Origin of the sequence: Pseudomonas sp. RW407 (genome assembly GCF_003176655.1) — a bacterium.
Lineage (GTDB): Bacteria > Pseudomonadota > Gammaproteobacteria > Pseudomonadales > Pseudomonadaceae > Pseudomonas > Pseudomonas delhiensis.
Genome location: NZ_QGSL01000091.1, coordinates 557,923 through 579,136, shown reverse-complemented (window position 1 = coordinate 579,136; position 21,214 = coordinate 557,923). Strand labels below are relative to the sequence as shown.

At 69.9% G+C, this 21,214-nt stretch carries 24 protein-coding genes; 10 read left to right on the top strand and 14 right to left on the bottom strand.

The genetic code is table 11. The annotated features are described in order from the left end of the window. On the top strand, nucleotides 1-420 hold a 420-nt coding region (locus DK254_RS14930; protein WP_109934677.1), incomplete at its 5' end, for a GNAT family N-acetyltransferase. On the opposite strand, the gene DK254_RS14925 is transcribed toward DK254_RS14930, so the two are convergent. From DK254_RS14925 to folE2, 4 genes are read right to left on the bottom strand one after another with little or no spacing between them, the layout of a single operon-like run. Then, a complete protein-coding gene (locus DK254_RS14925) occupies nucleotides 417-1,289 on the bottom strand; it encodes a metal ABC transporter substrate-binding protein (protein ID WP_109934386.1) in 873 nt (290 codons plus the stop codon). The genes DK254_RS14930 and DK254_RS14925 overlap by 4 nt on opposite strands. A 23-nt stretch (nucleotides 1,290-1,312) precedes the next feature. Next, a complete protein-coding gene (locus DK254_RS14920) occupies nucleotides 1,313-2,179 on the bottom strand; it encodes a metal ABC transporter permease (RefSeq protein ID WP_109934385.1) in 867 nt (288 codons plus the stop codon). Next, nucleotides 2,176-2,841: a metal ABC transporter ATP-binding protein gene (locus tag DK254_RS14915; RefSeq protein WP_109934384.1), complete on the bottom strand. Its 666-nt coding sequence runs from the start codon at nucleotides 2,839-2,841 to the stop codon at nucleotides 2,176-2,178. The genes DK254_RS14920 and DK254_RS14915 overlap by 4 nt, the downstream gene beginning before the upstream one ends. Beyond that, the gene (gene folE2 / locus DK254_RS14910; protein ID WP_109934383.1) at nucleotides 2,838-3,731 is read right to left on the bottom strand and encodes a GTP cyclohydrolase FolE2; all 894 of its coding nucleotides are present in this window, start codon (nucleotides 3,729-3,731) and stop codon (nucleotides 2,838-2,840) included. Before folE2 ends, DK254_RS14915 begins: the two co-directional genes overlap by 4 nt. A gap of 68 nt (nucleotides 3,732-3,799) precedes the next feature. Between folE2 and DK254_RS14905 the strand changes: the two genes are divergently transcribed. Then, nucleotides 3,800-4,987 carry an N-acetylmuramoyl-L-alanine amidase gene (locus DK254_RS14905; protein WP_109934382.1) on the top strand — a complete coding sequence of 396 codons (1,188 nt, stop codon included), beginning with the start codon at nucleotides 3,800-3,802 and terminating at the stop codon, nucleotides 4,985-4,987. 342 nt (nucleotides 4,988-5,329) lie between these two features. On the opposite strand, the gene DK254_RS14900 is transcribed toward DK254_RS14905, so the two are convergent. After that, nucleotides 5,330-5,737, bottom strand: a complete 408-nt coding sequence (locus tag DK254_RS14900) for a hypothetical protein (protein ID WP_109934381.1) — start codon at nucleotides 5,735-5,737, stop codon at nucleotides 5,330-5,332. A gap of 105 nt (nucleotides 5,738-5,842) precedes the next feature. On the opposite strand from DK254_RS14900, the gene dksA reads away from it, so the two are divergent. Genes dksA through DK254_RS14885 form a run of 3 tightly spaced genes read left to right on the top strand, consistent with a single transcriptional unit; the run spans nucleotide 5,843 to nucleotide 8,118 of the window. After that, nucleotides 5,843-6,271: an RNA polymerase-binding protein DksA gene (dksA, locus tag DK254_RS14895; RefSeq protein WP_109934380.1), complete on the top strand. Its 429-nt coding sequence runs from the start codon at nucleotides 5,843-5,845 to the stop codon at nucleotides 6,269-6,271. A gap of 27 nt (nucleotides 6,272-6,298) precedes the next feature. After that, nucleotides 6,299-7,501: a zinc metallochaperone GTPase ZigA gene (gene zigA / locus DK254_RS14890; protein ID WP_109934379.1), complete on the top strand. Its 1,203-nt coding sequence runs from the start codon at nucleotides 6,299-6,301 to the stop codon at nucleotides 7,499-7,501. Further along, nucleotides 7,501-8,118: a DUF1826 domain-containing protein gene (locus DK254_RS14885; RefSeq protein WP_109934378.1), complete on the top strand. Its 618-nt coding sequence runs from the start codon at nucleotides 7,501-7,503 to the stop codon at nucleotides 8,116-8,118. Before zigA ends, DK254_RS14885 begins: the two co-directional genes overlap by 1 nt. Here the strand turns inward: DK254_RS14885 and DK254_RS14880 are convergent. Together DK254_RS14880 and DK254_RS14875 are read right to left on the bottom strand one after the other, a co-directional pair. Further along, complete coding sequence (locus DK254_RS14880; protein WP_109934377.1) at nucleotides 8,115-8,570, bottom strand: GNAT family N-acetyltransferase; 456 nt, start codon at nucleotides 8,568-8,570, stop codon at nucleotides 8,115-8,117. The genes DK254_RS14885 and DK254_RS14880 overlap by 4 nt on opposite strands. 58 nt (nucleotides 8,571-8,628) lie before the next feature. Then, nucleotides 8,629-9,546: a LysR family transcriptional regulator gene (locus DK254_RS14875; RefSeq protein ID WP_109934376.1), complete on the bottom strand. Its 918-nt coding sequence runs from the start codon at nucleotides 9,544-9,546 to the stop codon at nucleotides 8,629-8,631. Nucleotides 9,547-9,643: 97 nt separating this feature from the next. On the opposite strand from DK254_RS14875, the gene DK254_RS14870 reads away from it, so the two are divergent. Next, on the top strand, nucleotides 9,644-9,925 hold the full coding sequence (locus tag DK254_RS14870) for a DUF2218 domain-containing protein (protein WP_109934375.1): 282 nt from the start codon (nucleotides 9,644-9,646) through the stop codon (nucleotides 9,923-9,925). A gap of 40 nt (nucleotides 9,926-9,965) precedes the next feature. Here the strand turns inward: DK254_RS14870 and DK254_RS14865 are convergent, their stop codons facing one another. From DK254_RS14865 to DK254_RS14855, 3 genes are all read right to left on the bottom strand, one after another. Then, nucleotides 9,966-10,697, bottom strand: a complete 732-nt coding sequence (locus tag DK254_RS14865; RefSeq protein ID WP_109934374.1) for an RcnB family protein — start codon at nucleotides 10,695-10,697, stop codon at nucleotides 9,966-9,968. Nucleotides 10,698-10,956: 259 nt separating this feature from the next. Beyond that, entirely contained in the window at nucleotides 10,957-11,238 is a 282-nt protein-coding gene (locus tag DK254_RS14860; RefSeq protein ID WP_089392789.1) for a type II toxin-antitoxin system RelE/ParE family toxin, read from the bottom strand. Beyond that, entirely contained in the window at nucleotides 11,235-11,462 is a 228-nt protein-coding gene (locus tag DK254_RS14855; protein WP_089392790.1) for a CopG family ribbon-helix-helix protein, read from the bottom strand. The genes DK254_RS14860 and DK254_RS14855 overlap by 4 nt, the downstream gene beginning before the upstream one ends. 281 nt (nucleotides 11,463-11,743) lie before the next feature. Here DK254_RS14855 and speB point away from each other — a divergent pair, with 281 nt between their 5' ends. From speB to DK254_RS14835, 4 genes are all read left to right on the top strand, one after another. Further along, on the top strand, nucleotides 11,744-12,700 hold the full coding sequence (speB, locus tag DK254_RS14850; RefSeq protein ID WP_109934373.1) for an agmatinase: 957 nt from the start codon (nucleotides 11,744-11,746) through the stop codon (nucleotides 12,698-12,700). 74 nt (nucleotides 12,701-12,774) lie between these two features. After that, the gene (locus DK254_RS14845; RefSeq protein ID WP_109934372.1) at nucleotides 12,775-13,701 is read left to right on the top strand and encodes a LysR family transcriptional regulator; all 927 of its coding nucleotides are present in this window, start codon (nucleotides 12,775-12,777) and stop codon (nucleotides 13,699-13,701) included. Further along, complete coding sequence (locus DK254_RS14840; protein ID WP_109934371.1) at nucleotides 13,698-14,429, top strand: phytanoyl-CoA dioxygenase family protein; 732 nt, start codon at nucleotides 13,698-13,700, stop codon at nucleotides 14,427-14,429. Before DK254_RS14845 ends, DK254_RS14840 begins: the two co-directional genes overlap by 4 nt. Before the next feature lie 11 nt (nucleotides 14,430-14,440). Further along, complete coding sequence (locus DK254_RS14835; RefSeq protein WP_109934370.1) at nucleotides 14,441-14,842, top strand: GFA family protein; 402 nt, start codon at nucleotides 14,441-14,443, stop codon at nucleotides 14,840-14,842. A 300-nt stretch (nucleotides 14,843-15,142) separates the two neighbouring features. Here the strand turns inward: DK254_RS14835 and DK254_RS14830 are convergent, their stop codons facing one another. The 4 genes from DK254_RS14830 to DK254_RS14815 form a co-directional block, all read right to left on the bottom strand. Continuing rightward, nucleotides 15,143-18,109: an autotransporter domain-containing protein gene (locus DK254_RS14830; protein WP_109934369.1), complete on the bottom strand. Its 2,967-nt coding sequence runs from the start codon at nucleotides 18,107-18,109 to the stop codon at nucleotides 15,143-15,145. Between the two features lie 117 nt (nucleotides 18,110-18,226). Further along, nucleotides 18,227-19,066 (bottom strand): acyl-CoA thioesterase II, encoded by an 840-nt coding sequence (locus DK254_RS14825; protein ID WP_109934368.1) that lies wholly within the window; start codon nucleotides 19,064-19,066, stop codon nucleotides 18,227-18,229. Between the two features lie 73 nt (nucleotides 19,067-19,139). Further along, nucleotides 19,140-20,168, bottom strand: coding sequence for a DUF5924 family protein (locus DK254_RS14820; RefSeq protein ID WP_109934367.1), 1,029 nt, complete (start codon nucleotides 20,166-20,168; stop codon nucleotides 19,140-19,142). 209 nt (nucleotides 20,169-20,377) lie between these two features. Beyond that, a complete protein-coding gene (locus DK254_RS14815) occupies nucleotides 20,378-21,211 on the bottom strand; it encodes an IS3 family transposase (RefSeq protein ID WP_256595866.1) in 834 nt (277 codons plus the stop codon). Nucleotides 21,212-21,214 lie beyond the last annotated feature (3 nt).

The following is a 21,214-nucleotide window of genomic DNA, read 5'->3' as shown; positions in this document are numbered from 1 at the left end:
GCCCCCTGGCCCCTGCTCCTGCTCGCCGACCCCAGCCGCGAGCAGGTCGAGCGCTACCTGCCGCAGTCGCGACTGCTGGCTTTGCTCGAGGGCGAGGCAGTCCGCGGCGTGCTGGCGCTGACGCCGGTGAGCTGGGGTGTGCTGGAGGTCACCAACCTGGCGGTGGACGAGGCCTGTCAGGGCCGTGGGCTGGGCAAGCGGTTGCTGGGGGCGGCCATCGAGGCGGCGCGGGCGGCCGGGGCGCTGCGGCTGGATATCGCCACCGGCAATTCCAGCCTGGCGCAGCTGGGGCTCTACCAGCGCATGGGCTTTCGCATCTGCGCGGTGGAGCCCGACTACTTCAGCCTCAACTACCCCGAGCCCATCGTCGAGAACGGCATTCCCTGCCGCGACCGCCTGCGCCTGAGCCTGGTGCTCTAGTCGCCCAGCGCCTGGTACAGGGTGTCGACGTTGCTGCGGTACAGGCCCAGGTAGGTGCTGGCCGGGCCTTCGCTGGCCAGGGCGTCGGAATGCAGGGTGCCGCCGATCTTCGCGCCGCTTTCCTCGGCGATCTGCCGCATCAGCCGCGGGTCCTTGATGTTCTCCACGAAGACCGCGCGGATGTGCTGCTCGCGGATCTGCCGGATCAGCTCGGCGACTTCCGTGGCCGAGGCCTCGCGCTCGGTGGACAGGCCCTGGGGCGCCAGCAGCTTCAGGCCGTAGGCCTGGCCGAGGTAGCCGAAGGCGTCGTGGGAGGTGACCAGGGTGCGGCGGTCGGCGGGCAGCTTGCCGAGCTTGTCCTTGGCGTAGGCCAGCAGTGCGTGGGCCTGCTCCAGGTAGGCCTTGGCGTTGCGCTGGTAGTCGGCGGCGTTGGCCGGGTCGATCTGCGCCAGGGCCCTGGCGATGTTGCCGACGTAGAGGTCGGCGTTGGCCAGGTTGTTCCAGGCGTGCGGGTCGGGGATGGTCCGGCCGTCCTCCTCCAGGCTGCGCGGGATCACCCCGTGGCTGGCCTGGATGACCCTGGCGCCGGTCTCGGTGCTCTTCACCAGGCGGTCGAGCCAGGGCTCGAAGCCCAGGCCGTTCTCCACCACCAGCTGCGCCTGGCGCACGGCGCGGGCGTCGTCCGGGGTGGTCTCGTAGGTGTGGGCGTCGCTGTCGGGGCCGACCAGGTTGTTCAGCTGGATGTGTTCTCCGCCGACCGCGCGGGTCATGTCGGCGAGGATGCTGAAGCTGGTCACCACCCTCGGCTTTTCGGCGGCGGGCAGCGACAGGGGCAGGCAGAACGCGAGCAGGAGCAGCAGGACACGCATGGTGGTTTTCCTCGAAGGGGACGTCATTGCGGGATGGGCAGCAGGCCGCGGCGCAACAGGCCGTGCACCGGGCCGAACAGCACGGAGAACAGGTAGAACAGGCCGGCGAGCAGGACGATGGCCGGCCCGCTGGGCAGCGACCAGGCGTAGGACGCCGCCAGACCCAGCCACACCGCGAGCGCGCCGAAGCCCGCGGCCAGCGCCAGCAGCGCCGGCAGGCGGCGGCTCCAGAAGCGTGCGGCGGCGGCCGGCAGCATCATCAGGCCGACCATCATCAATGCGCCCAGGGCCTGGAAGCCGATCACCAGGTTAAGCACCACCAGGCCCAGGAACAGCCCGTGGGCGAAGGGCCCGAGGCGGCTGACGCTGCGCAGGAACAGCGGGTCGAGGCTGTCCAGCAGCAGGCTGCGGTAGATCAGCGCGAGCACGCCGAGGCTGAGCACGGCCACGCCGAGCATGCCCAGCAGGGTCGTGCGGTCCACCGCCAGGGCCGAGCCGAACAGCAGCTCCAGCAGGTTCAGGCGCTTGCCGGCCAGGCCCAGCAGGAGCACGCCGCTGGCCAGGGAAATGGGGTAGACCGCGGCCAGGCTGGCGTCCTCGCGCAGGCCGGTGTGGCGCGTCACCCAGGCGGCCAGGCCGGCCACCGCCAGGCCCGCGCCGAGGCCGCCGAGGGTCAGCGCCGGCAGCGACAGCCCGGCCAGCCAGAAGCCGATGGCGGCGCCGGGGAGGATGCCGTGGGCGATGGCGTCGCCGATCAGGCTCATGCGCCGCAGGATGAGGAATACGCCCAGCGGCGCGGCGCTCAGCGCCAGGACCACGCCGCCGAGCAGCGCCCGGCGCATGAAGGCGAACTCGACGAAGGGCTGCCAGAGCGCGTGCAGGGCCATCATGCCACCCGCGCCAGGCCGCCCGGGCCCAGGAGGTCGCGGCAGCGGCCGTGGCGGCAGCCCTCGGCGGCCACGCGCAGGCAGTCGGGCACGCGCTCGCGCACTAGCGCCAGGTCGTGGCAGACCAGCAGCAGGGTGCGGCCCTCGCGGTGCCAGGCCTGGATGCGTTGCCAGAGCAGCGCCTGGCCGGCTTCGTCGAGGCAGGCGTCGGGCTCGTCGAGCAGCAGCAGCGGGCTGTCCAGCAGCCCCAGGCGGGCCAGCAGGGCGCGTTGCAACTGGCCGCCGGAGAGCGCCGCCAGCGGGCGTTGCTCCAGGCCTTCCAGCTGCCACTCGGCCAGCGCCCGGCGCAGCTGTTCGCGGCGCGCGGCGCTGGGCAGGCGGCTGTTCCAGAAACCGGCGCCGACCAGCTCGCCGAGGCTGATGGGGAACTGCCGGTCGAGGGTCTGCTGCTGCACCAGGTAGCCGATTTCCCGCGGCCGCAATTCCACCCGCACGCGCCCGGCCAGGGGCTTCTGCAGGCCGGCGATGACCTTCAGCAGGCTGCTCTTGCCGCAGCCGTTGGCGCCGACCACGGCGGTCAGGCTGCCGGCGGCCAGGTCGAGGTTCAGCGGCGGCGTCAGCGGCAGGCGCGGCGGGCCCCACTGCAGGGCCTGGCAATGGATCATGGGGCCTCCCGGCGCCACTGGCTGCGGGCCACGGCGTCATGGGCGTGGAGGCTTTCGGCATGCACCACGCTCAGCCCGAAGGCGTCCAGTTCGTCGCGTTGCGCCAGGGCGCGGTGCAGGCGGCGGGCGGCGTCCTCGCAGAACATCAGGTTCTGCCCGTTGGCCAGGGCGAAGGCCTGCTCGTCGGCGCGCTTCACCGCGGTCTGCACGGCGGTACCCAGGGCGGCCTCGGCGCAGTCGAGCAGCTCGCGCAGCGGCAGGCCCGGCAGCTCTTCGCGCAGGTGCAGGCGCAGGTCGGCGAAGCTGCGCTGGCTGTGGGGCGTGGCGACTATGCCGGCGCTGCTGCCGAGCCAGGTGTGGACTTCCCGGTGGCTCGGTTCGCGGCCGGCGAAGTCCGCGGCGAAGCGCTGCTGGATCAGCTGGCGGGCCAGGGCTGCCGAGCAGGGGCAGGTGGAGGAATAGGCCAGGCGCAGGCGCAGTTCCAGGCGCAGGCCTTGCTCGTCCAGCTGCGCGTGGACCTCGCAGGGGTAGCGCTTCCAGCCGCTGAGCGGGCTGACCAGCGCCGGGCGTTCGAGCAGGGCGTCGAAGGCCAGGCGCAGGCTGGCGCGGCGCGACAGGCCGGCGTGGCTGGCGAGGAAGTCGTCGAGGACTTCGCGCAGCAGCCGCGGGCCCAGCTCGGCCCGTTCCAGGCGGGACAGGGCCAGGTACAGGCGCGACATGTGGATACCGCGGGTGGCGGCGTCGTCCAGGCTGACGCCGGCGTCGGCCAGCGCGCCCAGGCGTTCGCCGTGCAGGCGCAGCGGCAGGGCGATGCCCTGCATGCCGACCCAGTCGAGGGCGAGGGTGTCGGACGCGGCCTGGCTGGCGACGTCCGGGAGGAAGGCGGTCATGGGGAATGGCTGGTGCTCGTGAATGTTATAATATAACGTATTGCTTCCTCCTCCTTCCTGCAAGCGCCATGAATCGACGCCGCCTGCTGCAAAGCCTGCTCGCCAGCGCCGCCTGGCTCCCCGCCCTGGACCTGCTCGCCGGCCCACGCCTGCTGGGGGCCCGCAGCGAGCCCAGCGGCGACGGCCTGCGCCTGGTGCTGGACCTCGACGGTCCGTTCCGCTACCGCACCTTCAGCCTTTCCGCGCCGGAACGCCTGGTGGTGGACCTGGAAGGCGCCGGCCTCGGCGCGCCCCTGGCCTCCCCTGCCCCGTCCGGCCCGCTGCGCGGCCTGCGCAGCGGGCGTCTGGCCGACGGCGGCACGCGCCTGGTGCTGGACCTGGCCGAGCCGGTGCGGCTGCAGGCCTTCGCCCTGGCGCCCGAGGCTGGCAAAGGCCATCGCCTGGTGCTCGACCTGCATCCGGCGCGGGCGCCGGCTGCGGCGCCCGCGGTGGCCGCGGCGAAAGCCAGCGGCAAGGGCCGCGACATCCTCGTGGTGGTGGACGCCGGCCACGGCGGCAAGGACCCTGGCGCGCTGGGCTCGCGCGGCGAGCGGGAGAAGGACGTGGCCTTGCTGATCGCGCAGAACCTGGCCCGGCGCATCGACCGGCAACCCGGCTTCAGGGCGCGCCTGGTGCGCAACGTCGACGTGTTCATCCCTTTGCGCCAGCGTGTGGAAGTGGCGCGGAAATACAACGCCGACATGTTCGTCTCGGTGCACGCCGATGCCGCGCCCCGCCGCACGGCTTCCGGCGCCTCGGTGTTCGCCCTCTCCGAGCACGGCGCCACCTCGACCCTGGCGCGCTTCATGGCCCAGCGCGAGAACGGCGCCGACCTGATCGGCGCCAGCGGCAACCTGCCCCTGCAGGACAAGGACCCGGCGCTGGCCAAGGTGATCCTCGACATGTCGCTGAACGCCACCATCGCCTCCAGCCTGGACCTGGGCCACAGCGTGCTGCGCAGCCTGGGCGGCATCACCCGGCTGCACCAGGAACGCGTCGACCAGGCCGGCTTCGCCGTGCTCAAGTCGCCGGACATCCCCTCGATCCTGGTGGAGACCGGCTTCATCTCCAACGACGCCGACTGCCGACGTCTGCACGACGCACGGCACCAACAGGCCCTGGCCGGGGCGATCTTCGATGGCCTGCACGGTTATTTCCGCCAGCGCCCGCCGGTGGGGAGCCTGTTGGCGGCGTTGCGGGAGCAGGGGAAGGCGTAGGGCGTATAACCGTTCGCGGTTATACGCCGCTACACCCAGCTCATGCCCGGCGTCGTGGTCGAGCTCGGAGTGCCCGGAAACAGGTACTTCGTGGCCGAACCCGAAGCGCGCCTGGGATCGAGGTCAAACGGCGGATAACGCCGTAGGCGTTATGCGCCCTACGCCTGGCCCACCCTTGGCGTAGGGCGTATAACCGTTCGCGGTTATACGCCGCTACACCCAGCTCATGCCCGGCGTCGCGGTCGAGCTCGGAGTGCCCCGAAACAGGTGCTCCGTGGCCGAACCCGAAGCGCGCCTGGGATCGAGGTCAAACGGCGGATAACGCCGTAGGCGTTATGCGCCCTACCGCACCCGCTGGCTGCACCCGCTGACCCGGCCGCAGGTCAGCTTCGCCTGGCCGCCGCTGGAGCTGCTGAGGCGGCTGACGTGGGTCCAGCCGATGCCGCGGCTGGAGCCCACCCACACCTGGCCGTCGCTGCTCACGCCGCTGAAGAAGGTCAGGCGCCCGTAGCGCGTGCCGGTCTGCGCCCAGCGCTGGCCGCTGGCGGCGTCGAAGCCGCGCAGGTAGGTGTCGTGGCCGAGGGTGGCGACGCTGTAGTGGCTGCCGTCGCGGTCCATGCAGGCCAGCACGTTGGCCAGCCAGGCGCAGGCCGCCGGCGGCAGGCCGGGGAACGGCAGCGGCGGCTCGCCCGCGGCCTGCGCCAGGGGCGCCAGGAGCAGCAGGCAGAGCGTCAGGGCGGCGGCTTTCATCGGGACCTCGGGGCGGGCTTGGCGGGCCTCCATGGTACGCCGTCGGATTGTCGAAACTGAAATGTTATATTATAACAATTCGATCCCATCCTTCCGGAGGCCGCCATGACCCCGCAACCCGAGCCGGTCCTCAGCGAACGGCAACTGCTGGCCCAACCCGCCAGCGCCTACATGAACGAGGCCCAGCGGGCCTTCTTCCAGGCCCTTCTGCTGCGCCAGCGCGAGGAGCTGCAGGCGCGCATCGAGGGCGAGTTCGACGCGCTGCGCGAGGACGAGCGGCCCGGCGACGAGGCCGACGTCGCCAGCCGCGAGGAGCAGCGCCAGTGGCAACTGCGCCTGCTGGAGCGCGAGAAGAAGCTGCTGGACAAGATCGACCAGGCCCTGGAGCGCCTGGCCCGCGGCGACTACGGCTGGTGCGCCGAGACCGGCGAGCCGATCGGCCTGCGCCGCCTGCTGCTGCGCCCCACCGCCAGCCTCAGCGTCGAGGCCAAGGAACGCCAGGAGCGCCGCGAGCAGCACCTGCGCGACGCCTGAAGAACATCAGAAAAGAGAGCCACCACCGTGAACCAACGCCTACCCGTCACCGTCCTTTCCGGCTTCCTCGGCGCCGGCAAGAGCACCCTGCTCAACCAGGTGCTGAAGAACCGCGAGCACCGCCGCGTGGCGGTGATCGTCAACGACATGAGCGAGATCAACATCGACGGCGCGCAGGTACAGCGCGACGTCAGCCTCAACCGCGCCGAAGAGAAGCTGGTGGAGATGAGCAACGGCTGCATCTGCTGCACCCTGCGCGAGGACCTGCTGGAGGAAGTCGCGCGGCTGGCCGCCGAGGGCCGCTTCGACTACCTGCTGATCGAGTCCACCGGCATCTCCGAGCCGCTGCCGGTGGCCGAGACCTTCACCTTCCGCGACGAACAGGGCCGCAGCCTGTCCGACCTGGCGCGGCTGGACACCCTGGTCACCGTGGTCGACGGCCTGAACTTCCTGCGCGACTACCAGGGCAGCGACAGCCTGGCCAGCCGCGGCGAGAGCCTGGGCGAGGAAGACCAGCGCTCCATCGCCGACCTGCTGATCGACCAGGTGGAGTTCGCCGACGTCATCCTGGTCAGCAAGGTCGACCTCATCTCCAGCGACGAGCGCGAGGAGCTGCTGGCGATCCTCCGCGGCCTCAACCCCGATGCCGAAATCCGCCCCATGGTCATGGGCCAGGTGCCGCTGGAGTGGATCCTCGACACCGGCCGCTTCGACTTCGAACGCGCCGCCCAGGCCCCCGGCTGGCTCAAGGAGCTGCGCGGCGAGCACGTGCCGGAGACCGAGGAATACGGCATCGCCTCCCGCGCCTACCGGGCGCGCCGGCCCTTCCACCCGCAGCGCTTCCACGCCTTCCTCGCCCAGCCCTGGGCCAACGGCCGGCTGCTGCGCTCCAAGGGTTTCTTCTGGCTGGCCAGCCGCTACCGCGAGGCCGGCAGCTGGTCCCAGGCCGGCGGCCTGATGCGCCACGGCCTGGCCGGGCGCTGGTGGCGCTTCGTGCCGAAGGAACGCTGGCCGCAGGACGAGGACGGCCTGCGTCAGGTGCTGCGCCACTGGAGCGCCGACACCGGCGATTGCCGCCAGGAACTGGTGTTCATCGGCCAGGGCATCGACTTCGAGCGCCTGGAGGAAGCGCTCGACGCCTGCCTGCTGGACGACGCCGAGTTCGCCGCCGGGCCCCAGGCCTGGGCGCGCCTGGCCGACCCCTTCGAGTCCTGGACGGAGGACGCCTGATGCTCGCCCCGCAGTTGCAGCGCACGCCGCGCCAGGTGCTGGGCGAGGACCCGCAGGTGCTCGCCGAGGTGCTGCGCGACGACGTCAACCTGGCGGTCTGGCGCCGCCGCCTGTACCCGGACGTGGCGGCCTTCGCCGCCCACCTGCTCGCTGGTGAGACGCTCTACGGCTGTCAGGCGAACCTCGAACTGGACGAGGCCGGGCGCAGCCGGCAGCTGGACGGCCTGTTCGGCGACGGCCCCGGCGCCGCGCTCTTCGCCAACGACCTGGCCTGGCTGGTGGAAGCCTTCGCCTGCCTCACCGGCGCGCGCCGCGTGGGCCTGCGCTTGCGCGCGCTGGAGCGGGCTATGTGCCCGCGCTTCCATGTCGACCAGGTGCCGCTGCGGCTGGTCACCAGCTACGCCGGCTGCGCCAGCGAATGGCTGGAGGAAGGCGCCCTGCCCCGCGATCGCCTCGGCGAGGCTGAGCCGACGTGCGTCCAGCGCCTGGAGGTGGGCGACGTGGGGCTGTTCAAGGGCGAGAAATGGATCGGCAACGAGGGCGCCGGCATCGTCCACCGCTCGCCCTGCCCGGCGCCGGGCTCGCGGCGCCTGCTGCTAACCCTGGACTGGCTCTAGGCCGGGCGGCGCATGTCGATGTGCGGGATGTCGTCTTCCAGGTACACCTCGCCCTCGGCGACGAAGCCGTAGCGGCCGTAGTAGCCCTGCAGGTGTGCCTGCGCCGAGAGGTACACCGGGCTGCCCGGCCAGCGCCGCGCCGCTTCGTCCAGGGCGCGCTGCATCAATTGGTGGCCAAGGCCGCGGCCGCGCCCGGCGGCGGCGGTGATGACGCGGCCGATGATCACCTCGCCGTCGTGCGTCGCCGGGTCGAGCAGGCGCAGGTAGGCCAGCAACTGGCCGTCCTCGTGGGCCATCAGGTGGCAGGTGTCGCCGGACAGGTCCTGGCCGTCGATGTCCTGGTAGGGGCAGTTCTGCTCCACCACGAATACCTCGCAGCGCAGGCGCAGGAGGGCGTACAGCGTCTCCTTGCTCAGTTCGCTGTGGTGTTGGCAGCTCCAGGTGAGGTCCATGGCGTGAGGCTCCGGCGGAAGGTGGAAAGGACCGCCCATCCTCTCACGCCCGGGCGCTTCACACAGCCACCCGCGGCCCCGTCGGCGACAGCCCGCCGAGGTGCCGGCGCAGCGCCTCGATGGCCACCCGCACCTTGGCCGGCTGGGCGTCGCGCCGCGGCGTCACGGCGTAGATGCCATAGGTGGGCAGGCGCCACTGCGGCAGCAGGCGCAGCAGCCTGCCCTCCTCCAGCGCGTCGCGCACCTCCGGCTCCGGCTGCAGCGACACGCCCAGGCCGTCGAGGGTGAACTGGCGCAGGGCGAGCATGCTGTTGGCCGCCACCCGCGGCTCCAGGCGCAGCCGGCAGCTCTCCCCGTCCGGCCCTTCGAAGTGCAGCGGCTGGCTGTGGCCGCGGGTGTTCAGCGCCAGCCAGTCGACCTGCAGCAATTGCTCGGGATGGTCGATAGCCCCGCAGCGACGCAGGTAGGCCGGGGCCACGCAGACCAGGTTGTGCCAGTCGCCCAGGTGGCGCGCCACCAGGCTGGAGTCGGCCAGGTTGCCGACGCGGATGGCCAGGTCGATGCGTTGTTCGACCAGGTCGATCTGCTCGTCGTGGAAGAACAGCTGCAGGCGCAGCTGGCGGTGGTTCTCCAGCAGCGGGCGCAGCGCCTCGGTGATCAGCCGCCCGGAAAAGCCCACCGGCGCCGCCAGGCGCAATTCGCCCACCGGTGCTTCGCGCCACTCGCCCAGGCGCTGCTCGGCCTCCTCGGCGATCGCCAGCATCTGCGCGCAGCTGCGGTAGAAGGCCTCGCCGGCCTCGGTGAGGGTGAGCTTGCGGGTGGTGCGGTGCAGCAGGGTCACCTGGGCCTGCGCCTCCAGCTTGCGAATCTGCTGGCTGACCGCCGAGGGGCTCATGTCCAGGGCCTCGGCGGCGGCCGCCATGGAGCCGCGGGTGACCACGGTGGCGAAGATGGCCATGCCTCGGAGGTTGTCCATTGTGAAGCTCCGCTTAAGAGTGAAAGGCACGATAGCCGGTTTTTCCCGGGCTTTCTCCTGCCTAGCATGCGAAGGCTCTGAAAGAAGAGGATGAACGATGCCGACTTCCCGTGCCGACGTGCCCACCCCCGATGGCGCCCGCTACCTCAAGCGCCTGTGCAACCATTTCGCCCACAAGCTGCCGGTGGAACTGAGCGAGGACAGCGGCGTGCTGAGCTTCGAGTTCGGCACCTGCCGGCTGAAGGCCGACGCCGCCGCCCTGCATCTGCAGGCCGAGGCCGAAGACGCCGAACGCCTGGCGCGGGTGCAGCAGGTGGTGGTCAGCCACCTCGACCGCTTCGCCTGGAAGGAAGGCCAACTGCCGGTGAACTGGAGCTGAGCCCCCTGCCCTTTTCCTTTGCCGCCGTGGCCGGCGCGGTTCAGCGCTGGCCGCTGAGAATCTGCTGGATCAGGCCGCTGGCCAGTTCGATCAGCAGGTAGTTCCCGTCCACTTCCTGCCACTGGTAGCCATAGGCCGGCGGCGGTAGCTGGCGGCTGCGCCAGTCTTCCACGTAATAACGCCGCGCGCGGTATTCCGGCGGCAGGTACTGGCCGGTCTGCCAGTGCCGGCGCTCGGCCTCCTGGCGGCGCATGGCGTCTTCCCATTCGCGTTGCCGCTGTTCCTGCTGGCGGCGTTGTGCCTCTTCCCACTGGCGCTGGCGCTCATCGGCCTGGCGGCGCTGCTCGTCCTGCCACTGGCGGTCGCGCTCGGCCTGCTGGCGTTGTTCTTCCTGCCAGCGCCGCTGCTGTTCCTGCTGGCGGCGCTGGGCTTCCTGGCGCTGCTGCTGCTCGGCCTGGCGGCGCTGTTCGTCGCGCTGGCGCTGGAACTCCTGTTGCTGGCGCTGCCGGTCCTCCATCTGCCGACGTTGCTGCTCGGCCATCTGCCGCTGCTGTTCCTGCTGCTGGCGTTGCTGCTCCTGCTGGCGGCGCTGCTGTTCCTCGTTCTGCCGGCGCTGCTGCTCGGCCATCTGGCGTTGCTGTTCCTGTTGCTGGCGCTGTTGCTCCTGCCATTGCTGCTGTTGCTGGGCGTCGTTGGCGTTCCAGGCGAGGGCCGCGCCGGCGGGCAGCAGCAGGCCCAGGCAGAGGGCGCGGAGAGAGGCTGTGTTGGGCATGGTCGGGTCGTCGGGCAGGGCGGCGAAATGGCCGGGAAAGTCAGGAAAGTGGACAGGGAAATGCCGGGAAAAGTTCCGATCTCGGAAAAATGCGTCGCTACACGAAAAGACGAAATGTCATTATTCGGTCGTAACTGGATCGATTTTGCACTTTATGGTCGCAAATAGACCAAATTATCTTGAATGATGTATTTGATCTATTTTTGTACAAAATCAACAAGTCAATACTTTGAAATATTTTGTAACCGTGTGGCCACTTTTACCCCGGGTTATCCACAGAATCAATGCGCAAAATTTGGACATCCCGGCCCTTCACCCTGTAGGCGGCCTGGTAGGGCCAGCGTTCGAGGGGCAATTCGCGCACGCCGGGTACTTCGCTGGGCCGGCCGACGCTGCTCAGGCTGAGGTCGGCCAGCGCCTTCACCTGGCCGACCATGTCCTGGACGGCCTTCAGCGCCTTCTCCGGGCCGATCAGTACCACGTAGTGGTCGTACAGGCCGTCCAGGTCGGCCGCCGCCTTGTGCGTCCACTGCAGGCTCATGCCAGCCCCCACTTGGCTTCTATCTCCGCGTGCGGCAGCAGGTGCCCGGCGTTGGCGTCGGCCAGGCCCTCGTCGATGGCCGCCACGTGCCAGCTCTGGCGTTCCAGGTACTGCGCCAGGGCCTGGCGCAGGTGATAGGGGCGGTCCCGGTGGGTGGCCCGGGCCAACTGGTCCAGGGCCCTGGCCAGGGCGTCATCGGCGCGGAAGGAGATTACGGTGGTCAATTTCTGAGCAGTCCGTTTACGCTGTATACAGTGTCTACAACGATAACATACGTATACGAATCAGGCACTTGGCGGTGCCGAAAAGATCGCGGCGGGGCAGGGGAGGCAAACCGGAGGAGGCTGCGCCGCGGTTTCGCCAGGATGGGCTGAAACGCCCGGGTGGCGCGGCCTACAAGGCACTTTCGCGGCGGCGCAAGTCGAGTTGCCGCATCCGGGATTTGCCGCCGCCACGGGGTGGTCCAGGCTAGCCGGACAGCCCTTCCCGACCAGGAGACGACCCCGTGCCCCATGACTACCCGCAACCCCTGGATGCCGCCGAGATTCCGCGTTTCGCCGGCATCCCCAGCTTCATGCGCCTGCCGATCTTCGAGGACCCGGCCCAGCTGGACATCGCCCTGGTCGGCGTGCCCTGGGACGGCGGCACCACCAACCGCGCCGGCGCCCGCCATGGCCCGCGCGAGGTGCGCAACCAGTCGAGCCTGATGCGCAAGGTGCACCACGTCAGCCGCATCGCGCCCTACGACCTGGTGCGCGTCGGCGACCTGGGCGACGCCCCGGTGAACCCCATCGACCTGCTCGACGCGCTCAAGCGCATCGAGGGCTTCTACCGGCGCATCCACGCCGCCGGCGCGGTGCCGCTGTCGGTGGGCGGCGACCACCTGGTGACGCTGCCGATCTTCCGCGCCCTGGCCGCCGAGCGGCCGATCGGCATGGTCCACTTCGACGCCCATTCCGACACCAACGACCGCTACTTCGGCGACAACCCCTACACCCACGGCACGCCGTTCCGCCGCGCCATCGAGGAGGGCCTGCTGGACCCGCAGCGCACCGTGCAGATCGGCATCCGCGGCTCGGTGTACTCGGCGGACGACGAGGCTTTCGCCAAGGAATGCGGCATCCGTGTCATCCACATGGAAGAGTTCGCCGCGCTGGGCGTCGAGGCGACCCTCGCCGAGGCGCGCCGGGTGGTGGGTGACGGGCCGACCTACGTCAGCTTCGACGTCGACGTGCTCGACCCGGCCTTCGCCCCCGGCACCGGCACCCCGGAGATCGGCGGCATGACCACGCTGCAGGCGCAGCACATGGTCCGCGGCCTGCAGGGCCTGAACCTGGTCGGTGCGGACGTGGTGGAAGTTTCGCCGCCGTTCGACCTGGGCGGCGCCACCGCGCTGGTCGGCGCGACCATGATGTTCGAGCTACTGTGCATCCTCGCCGACGCCCTCGCGCAACGCCGCTGACCGCCGCGGGGGTTCACGCGGCGGCGCCCGCGGGGCTATAACGAAGACCTGCGCCCGCCGCCGCGAGAACCCTCATGCTCGGCAACCTTTCCGACATCGACCTGCGCCTGCTGCGCACCTTCTGCGCCATCGTCGAGGCCGGCGGCTTCACCGCCGCCCAGGTGCGCCTGAACACCAGCCTGTCGCGCTTGAGCGTGCTGGTGCGCGACCTCGAGCTGCGCCTGGGCTATTCGCTGTGCCGCCGCGGCAGCAGCGGCTTCCAGCTCACCGAGGAGGGGCAGGAACTGTACGACGCGGCCCAGGGCCTGTTCGTCGACATCGAGCGTTTTCGCGAGCAGGTCACCGGCCTTGGCGGGCGCGACCGCGAGACCCTGTACCTGGGCTGCGTCGACGGCGTGGTCGGGCAGCATTGCTGGCCGTTGCCGTTGGCCATCCGCCTGTTCCGCCAGGACAACCCCGGCGTGCGCCTGAACCTGCACACCCAGCGCCCGGACGAGTTGGAGAACGCCGTGCTGGAGGAGCGCCTGCAACTGGCCATCGGCGCCTTCCACCATCGCCTGTCCGGGCTGCGCTACCAACTGCTGTTCAGCGAAGAGCAGAACCTCTACTGCGCCCCCGGCCACCCGTTCTTCGCCCGCGCCGACGACGAGCCGGACCTGGAGGCGATCTGCGCCGCCGACTACGTCGGCCGCGGCTACATGGCCGAGAGCCGGCGCCCCCACGGCCTGGTGTTCAACCGCACGACCACCGCCTACAGCATGGAGGCCATCGCCAACCTGGTGTTCAGCGGTACCTTCATCGGCTACCTGCCGACGCCCTACGCCGCCGCCTGGGCCGCCGAGGGGCGCTTGCGGGCGATCCGCCCGGCGCAGCTGGCCTACCACTCGGAATTCCACTGCGTAACGCGCCAGGGCGCCGAGCCCGGCGAAGCCCTGGGCGCTTTCCTCGCCGCCCTGGAGCGGGCCCAGGCGCAGCTGGGCAGGGGAGGGCTGGAAGCATGAACGCGCTGCACGCCTTGCACGAGGATGGCTTCGTACTGCTGCCCGGCCTGCTGGACGCCGTGCAGGTCGCCGAGGTGCGCGGGCTGATCGACGGACTGCGGCCGATCCACTGGGACTACGAGGGCCTGGTGGACCATTACAAGTGCGTGTTCAACCGCTCGCCGCGCTGGCTGCCGTACCTCGACCCGCCGGGGCTGATCGAGGTGGCCGAGGCGGCCCTGGGCGAGGACTGCCACGCCATTGGCCAGACCGCCTGGCGCTGCCACCCCGGCTTCATCGGCAGCGACATGCACCTGGACCACCTGCCGCTGCGCCTGCCGGAGGCGCTGCTGCTGGGCGGCTTCGAGCTGCCGATGTTCATCTGCACGGCGCAGGTCTACCTCGACGACATAGACCATGAACTCTGCCCGACCTGGGTGATTCCCGGCAGTCACTGCGCCGGCCGCGCGCCGCGCCCGGACGAGCGCAGCTGGCGGGGCAGGGCGGCCGAGCCGGTGCTGTGCCGCGCCGGCGACTGCCTGTTGTTCCGCAGCGAGCTGTGGCATTCCGGCAGCCGCAACCTGAGCCAGCGCACGCGCTACCTGTTGCAGGTGCACTATGGCCGGCGCATGGTGGCGCAGAAGTTCTCGCCCTATCTCGACTGGCGCTTCGACCCCGAAGTGCTGGCCGCCTGCACACCCCGCCAGCGCCGCCTGCTGGGCGACCACGAGGCAGCGGAATACGACTGAGGAACCCGGCCATGAGCCAGACCCACCAGGGGGGCTGCCACTGCGGCGCCCTGCGCTACGAATTCACCGCCGAGCTGGACGACGTCGGCCACTGCCACTGCTCCATCTGCCGGCGCAGCAGCGGCGGCATCGTGGTCACCTGGGCGACGGTGCCGCGTAGTAGCTTTCGTTGGTTGAAGGGGGAGCCGGCCTGCTATGTGTCGAGTCCGGGCAATCGGCGGTTGTTCTGTGGGAACTGTGGGGCTCAGATGGTGTTCGAGACGGAGCGGACGCCGGAGACGTTGGATGTGACTGTGGCGACGTTCGATCATCCGGAAGTGGCGCCGCCGCAAAGGCATGTTTGGGTGAAGAGCCGGGTGCCTTGGTTGCATCTGGATGAGCAGTTGCCGGGGGAGGATGAGGAGGTTTTGTAGGGGCGAGCTAGCCGGCGGTTCTTGTGCGCTGGATCGGTTCCGTACCCTCTCCCCAGCCCTCTCCCTGAAGGGAGAGGGGGCTTGTCCGTGCCGAGAGAAGGCCTGTAGTCAGTCGGCAGTCACGGTGCTAGCCGGCTGACTCCAGAACATCAGCATCTGCCCAACGGTCCCCTCTCCCTTCAGGGCGGGGCGCGCAGCCGAGGGTTAGGGAGAGGGCGCTCTTCAGGCCATACACCGAACCTCGCCGGCAGACTGCTGTTCGCGAGCAAGCTCGCTCCTACGAAAAGCCCCTGGCATGCTTTAGAACACCATCTGCCACTGCGCAACCAGCGCATGGTTCTGCGCCTGGCTGCCTTTCTCGCCGCTGTAGGCCAGGCCGATGCTGTGGCGGGCCGAGAGGCCCAGGTCCAGGCCCAGGTCCAGCAGCAGGCTGTTGCGGTCCAGCGCGGTGCCCTGGACGCTGAAGGCGCCGCCGCCGGCGAGGAAGGCCTGGCGGGTGGTGCTGTCCAGGTCGCCGTAGGTGTGGCGCCAGCCCAGGCCCAGGCGCGGGGTCAGGCTCATGCCGTTGTCCAGGCTGGCGAGCCAGGCCGTGCGCACGCCGAGGGTGCTGCTGAAGTTGTGCTGGCTTTGCTCGTCCACGTGCAGGGCCGCGGCGCCGCCTTTCTCGTCGTAGGCATCGCGCTTGTAGTACTGGTAGCCGAGGTTGGCGTAGGGCTCGGCGCTCAGGCGGCCTTCGCCGAGCTGGTAGCCGGCCTCGGCGAAGGCCTGCCAGCTGTGGGCGTCGTAGTTGCCCCTGGGGCGGTCGCTGAAGCCGTCGAACTCGACGCGGCGCTTGCTCTCGCCGTCGTGGCTGCTGTAGGCCGCGCCCAGGCGCAGGGCCAGCGGGCCGTCCTGGCGCAGGGCGTAGGTGCCCAGGTGCCAGCTGTCGATGTCGCCGGCGGTGCCGCCCTGGCCGTCGAGGTCGGTGTGCGAGTAGCCGCCCAGCACGCCCAGGCGCCAGTGGCCGTCCACTGCCCAGTCGGCGCCCAGCAGGGTGCCGCCGGTGTTCTGGTCGAGGTCGCCGCTGCCGTGTTCGCCGTCCAGTTGGCCGTGGCTGCCGATGCCTTGCAGCCAGAGGCGGCCGGCGGCGTTGGGGTCGTTCAGGTTGCGCGCTTCGCTGGGCACGCCAAGGGCGGCCAACTGCGGGGTGTCGCGGTCGTCGCTGGCCACCAGCAGGCCGCCGCCGAGCTGGCGCAGGGCGCCGAGCATGGCGCTGCCCACCGCCTGGCTGCCGGCCAGGGTGGCGGCGGCCAGGTTGGCGTTGCTGGCGCCGGCCAGCTGCTCCACGGCGCGGCCGGCGTTGCCGGTGTCGCTGGTGATCAGCGCGTCGTACAGGGTGCCCAGGCCCTGGCCCTGCAGGGCGTTGGCGGCGGCGCGGCCGTTGCCGCTGCTGGCCAGGTCGGCGAACTGCACGTCGTTGCGCGTCAGCTGCAGGTCCACGCTGTTGGCGCCGTAGCTGAGGCTCGGGGTGAGGAAGGCGAAGTTGCTGCTGACCTCGGCGAAGCGGCCGTCGACGCCGCCGTTGGCGCTCAGCACCTGGTAGCTGCTCTGCCAGGGGTAGTTGCCGGGGCCGGCCTGCAGGGCCAGGCGCGCGCCGTCCAGGGCCGCGTGGCCGTCCACCTGCAGGGTGGCATGGCTGCCGTCGGCCTCCACGCCGTAGGCCAGGGTCGAACCGCTGCGCAGCGCCAGGTCGCCGGTCACCTGGGCGGCACCTTGTTGCGGGTTGGCCAGCAGGGTGCCGCTGACGTCCAGGCCGCCGACGCTGCCGCTGCCGGCGTAGCTGGCGCCGCTGTCCACCCGCAGGCTGCCGGCGATGCCACCCTGGTTGGTCAGCCGGGCGCCGGCGAAGACCTCGCCGCCTTCGCTGAAGTCGCCGGCGCCAGTTAGGGTCCAGGCGCCCTGGCGCACTTCCAGGCGCTCGAAGCCGCGGCTCTGGCCGAAGCTGCCGCCGCGGGCGTCGTCGAAGGCCACCAGGTCCCGGCCATCGCCGCCGTCCACCAGGCCTTCGAAGCGGCTGCCGGCGAGCAGGGTGAGGCTGTCGTCGCCGCCGCCCAACTCCAGGGCGATGCCGTTGCCGCCGTGGATGAGGCCGTCGTTGATCACGCTGTCGGCGAAGTCGCCGACCAGGGTCACGCCGCTGGAAGCCAGGCCTTCGATGGTGCCGTGGTTCTCCAGGGTGGTGGCGCCGTAGCCACTGCCGGCGGAGCCGTCGTCCACCAGGATGCCGCGGTTGGCGCCGCTGATCAGGGCTCCGGCGGCGTTGTAGACGCTACCGCCACCCATGGCGATGCCCTCGCTGCCGTTGGGCTGACCACCCTTGTCGACGCCAGCCGCGCCCGTGCCTTCGATGATGCCGTGGTTCTCGATGTGGCCGATCAGGTCGATGTCCACGCCATCGCCGTCGCCATCGGGCACCAGGCCGTTGTAGGCGCCGGTGATGCGCCCGTAGTTGGTGACGGTGCCGTTGCCGTCGGAGCCGAAGCCCGAGCCGTTGCGGCCGATGATGACGCCGTCGGCGTAGTTGACCAGGGTGGCGCCGACGTCGGTGGTGATGCCGTGGCGGCCGCCGGAGATCAGCCCGTGGTTCTCCACGGTGCCGCCCTCGGCGTCCTGGAAGTCGATGCCGTCGTTCTTGGCGTCGGCGTTGACCATGTCGCCGCTGCTGATCTCGCCGTAGTTGCTGATGGTGGCGTTGGCGCCGGGGCGGATGCCGTCGTTGGCGTCGCCGTGGATCACCCCGCCGGCGCGGTTGACGATGGTCACCGGCACGCCGCTGCGCAGGTCGTCGAAGTCCACTGCCTGGCCGCCGCCGGTGGAGCGGATGGTGCCGGCGTTGTCCAGCAGCAGGCTGCCGTTGTCGAAGCCGTCCTTCACCCGCACCGCGTCGTCGGTGGCGCTGATGCCGGCACCGGCGCGGTTGTAGATCTGGTAGTCGCGGGTGGTGGCGGTGTTGCCCGAGCTTTCGATGGCGCGGCCGGCGGTGGCGGTGATCTGCCCGCTGTTGTCGACCACCACGCCCGTGCCGCTGGTGGCGTCCTTCAGGGCGACGGTCTTGTCGCTGGCGGTGATGCTGCCGCTGCTGGTGACCTGCAGGCTGGTCTGGCCGGACAGGGTCTGCTTGCTGGTGCTGGGCGTGCTGATGACGATGGGGCCGGCGGGCGCGGCGTGGGCGCCGGCGCTGAAGACGAGGGCGATGCTGAACGCCAGCGGGGAAGGCTTGAACGACATGGCGACGACCTTTTTTCTTCTGGAAGTGGCCGTCGTTTATAGCGATGCAATCTTACGTTTTTGTAACCATGCTGGCTTTTTGCCAAGGCCGGGCGCCGCGGCGCCCGGCCACTGCCGTCACTGCTTGTAGTAGACGATCTGGTTGCTGGTGGCGAGCAACTCGCCAGCCTCGCTCCACAGCTCGGCGGCCTGGTCGAAGTAGCCGTTGCGGAAGGCCTGGCCGCGGGCGTCGCCGAGCAGGTAGCCGCTGCCGACCTCGGCCAGTTGCGCGGCGTCGGTGTGAAAGTAGGTGGTGATCGACACGGTGCCCGCCGGCACCGGGGTGGCGCGGCGCAGCCAGACGCGCGGGTAGAAGATGTCGCTCATCGCCGCCAGGGCCGGGAAGTCCAGCGCCCGCGCCCGGGCGTCGCGCAGCCAGAGGCGGGTGCGGCTGTGCTCGCCGCTGCCGTCCCAGGTGCTGGGGAAGGCGCCGTCGATGGCGCGCATCTCGTACTGCTGCACCCAGGCCACGCCCTTGCCGCTGGTGTTCAGCGGCGGCGTCTGTGCCGGCGCCTCGGCCTGCGGGCGCACCAGGTCGAGTTCGCTCCAGGTCTCGCGGCGCAGGGCGGTGACCGCGGTGCCGGTGGTGGAGACCTGCTCCACGCCGTCGGCGTCGACCTGGCTCAGCTGCAGCAGCCAGTGCTGGGTGGAGCGGTTGGTGCGGATCGGCGTGGCGCGCACGGCGAAGGCGCCGGCCTCGATGGCGGCGGCGAAGTTCACCGTCAGCGCGATGGGCGCGCCGAGCAGCCGCGGGTGGCGCAGCACGGCCTGCAGCAGGATGGCGGCGGTGATGCCGCCGAAGGGGCCGACCATGTTCCAGTAGTCGTCGCTGGTGTGGCCGTGGAACAGGTCGGCGTCGCCGGCGTCGGCCTCCAGGGCCAGGGCGCGGTCGAAGGGGTGCAGGGCGGAATCGGTCATGCTCGGTGCTCTCGGCGCGGGTATCCGGTCCTTTTAGGGGAGCGGCCCGGGCGCGGTCAAGCGAACCGGGCGGTCAGGGCGTGACCTCGAAGCGCAGGGTGCCGATCACCTGGCCGACCTCGGTGAGCACCTGCACCTGCCAGCGCCCGACCGGGTCGCCGGGGAAGTTCTGCTTGTGCGTCCAGGCGCGGTAGCCGGCCTCGCGGCCGCCGTGGATGTCCAGGGCGATGCGGTCGACTTCCTGGCCGTTGTGCCGCCACACATGGAAGATGCGCTCGTCCAGGCCGCGCGGGGCGCTGATGGCGGTGTAGGCGTAGAGGCCCTGGCTGCGGATCTGCGCGGCGCTGACCTGCTCGACGCTGTCGCCGGGGGTGCGCTGGCTGTTGTCGAACTGCTCGGTGACCGCCATTTCCGCCAGCCACAGGGTGGAGGGCGGCACCCAGGCGCGGCCGAACCAGCCGACCACGCCGATGCACAGGGTCAGGCCTAGCAGGGCGAACCAGCGCCACCACTTGTGGATGCCCACCGACACCACCAGGCTGGGGAAGGACAGCGCCACGGCGATGCCCAGCGCCCAGCGGTAGCTTTCCGGGGTGCTCAGCTGGAGGATCAGCGGCAGCGCGGTGAGCAGCACGGCGAACAGCGTCAGGGTGTGGTAGCCGAGGAAGGTCCAGCGCCGCGGCGCCAGCCATTTGTAGTAGACCGGGTCGGTGATGGCGATCAGCCCGGCCAGCCCCAGGGCGCCGGTGAACAGGGCCTGGCCGCTGTTCCAGGTGGTGGTGACGAAGAAGAACGGCAGGACGAAGAACAGGCTTTCCTGGTGGATCAGCTGGGTCGCGTAGCGCAGCAGCCCCGGCGGCACCGACCAGCCGAAGCGCTCCTTGAAGCGCTGGGTGAGCAGGTTCTCCAGCATCAGCCAGAGCCAGCTGATCAGCATGACGATGGCCATGACGCGGGCGAAGCCGGCGCGGTGGCGGTCGACCATCATGAAGCTGAATAGCCCCGAGCAGAAGCCGAACAGGGCGATCAGCCGCGGATAGCGTTCCAGGATCGAGAGGGCCAGCGCCACCAGGCGCTGCACGCGGGTTTTCAACACAAGCATGACGAGGGGCCGAAGCCGGACAACGGAAAAGGCCGGGGATTGTAGCGCTTGTGCCGGCCGCGGGGCAGCGGTGCTGGACGGAGGGTAGGGGCCGGCGGCTCTTCGTAGGAGCGGACCTCACCCACGCCATTCCCCTGTAGGAGCGCGCCCTGCGCGCGATTCGCGGGCAGGGCTGAACCGGTCAAGAAATTTTGGACACCGCTTTAGGTTCATGCTGCTGCCTTGAGCTTTTCCTCCATGGCTACCGGGGTTTCATATCCGTTGTAGCTGTGGAGGCGCTTAAGGTTGTACCGCGTTATATAGGCCTGGATATCGACCCTGGCCTGCTCATCACTCTTGTATCCATCCCTTGGTACCCACTCTGACTTCAGCGCGCCGAAGAAGCGCTCCATGGCTGCGTTATCCCAGCATTGGCCGCGATGACTCATGCTTTGAGTCACGCCATACTTTTCAAGCGTCTCCCTGAATTTATGACTGGCGTACTGGCAGCCCTGGTCTGAGTGGAACATCACGCCTTTTGGTTTACCGCGCGCCTCAACTGCTATCTGAAGTGCTTCACAGGCCAATCGAGCATCGGCAATCAGTGAAAACGCCCAGCCCACGATTCGTCGGGCGTAAAGATCCATCACCACCGCCAGATACAACCAGCGCTTACCAATCTGGATGTAAGTCACATCACCGCACCACACCTCGTTAACAGTCGAGACGCGGAAGTTACGCTTGAGCCGATTACTCACGATCAAGGCCTCTGCGCCTGACGAGCGATATCGATGCGGACGCCGCTGCCGGCACTCCAGCCCCATTTCTTTCATCAGGCTTCGCGCCTTGTAGCGGCCCACATCGTGCCCTGCGCGTCGCAACTCCTGGGACAGCGTACGCGCCCCGGCAGAGCTGCGTGACGCTTTGAAAAGCTCGACCACAGTGGCCTGGAGCACCTGCCTGGCTGGACTCATTGGCCCCTGACGTTTGCGCCAGGCGTAAAAGCTACTGCGAGGGACTTCCAATACCCGGCAGCAGTCGGAAATACCGTATTGCTCACTCAACTC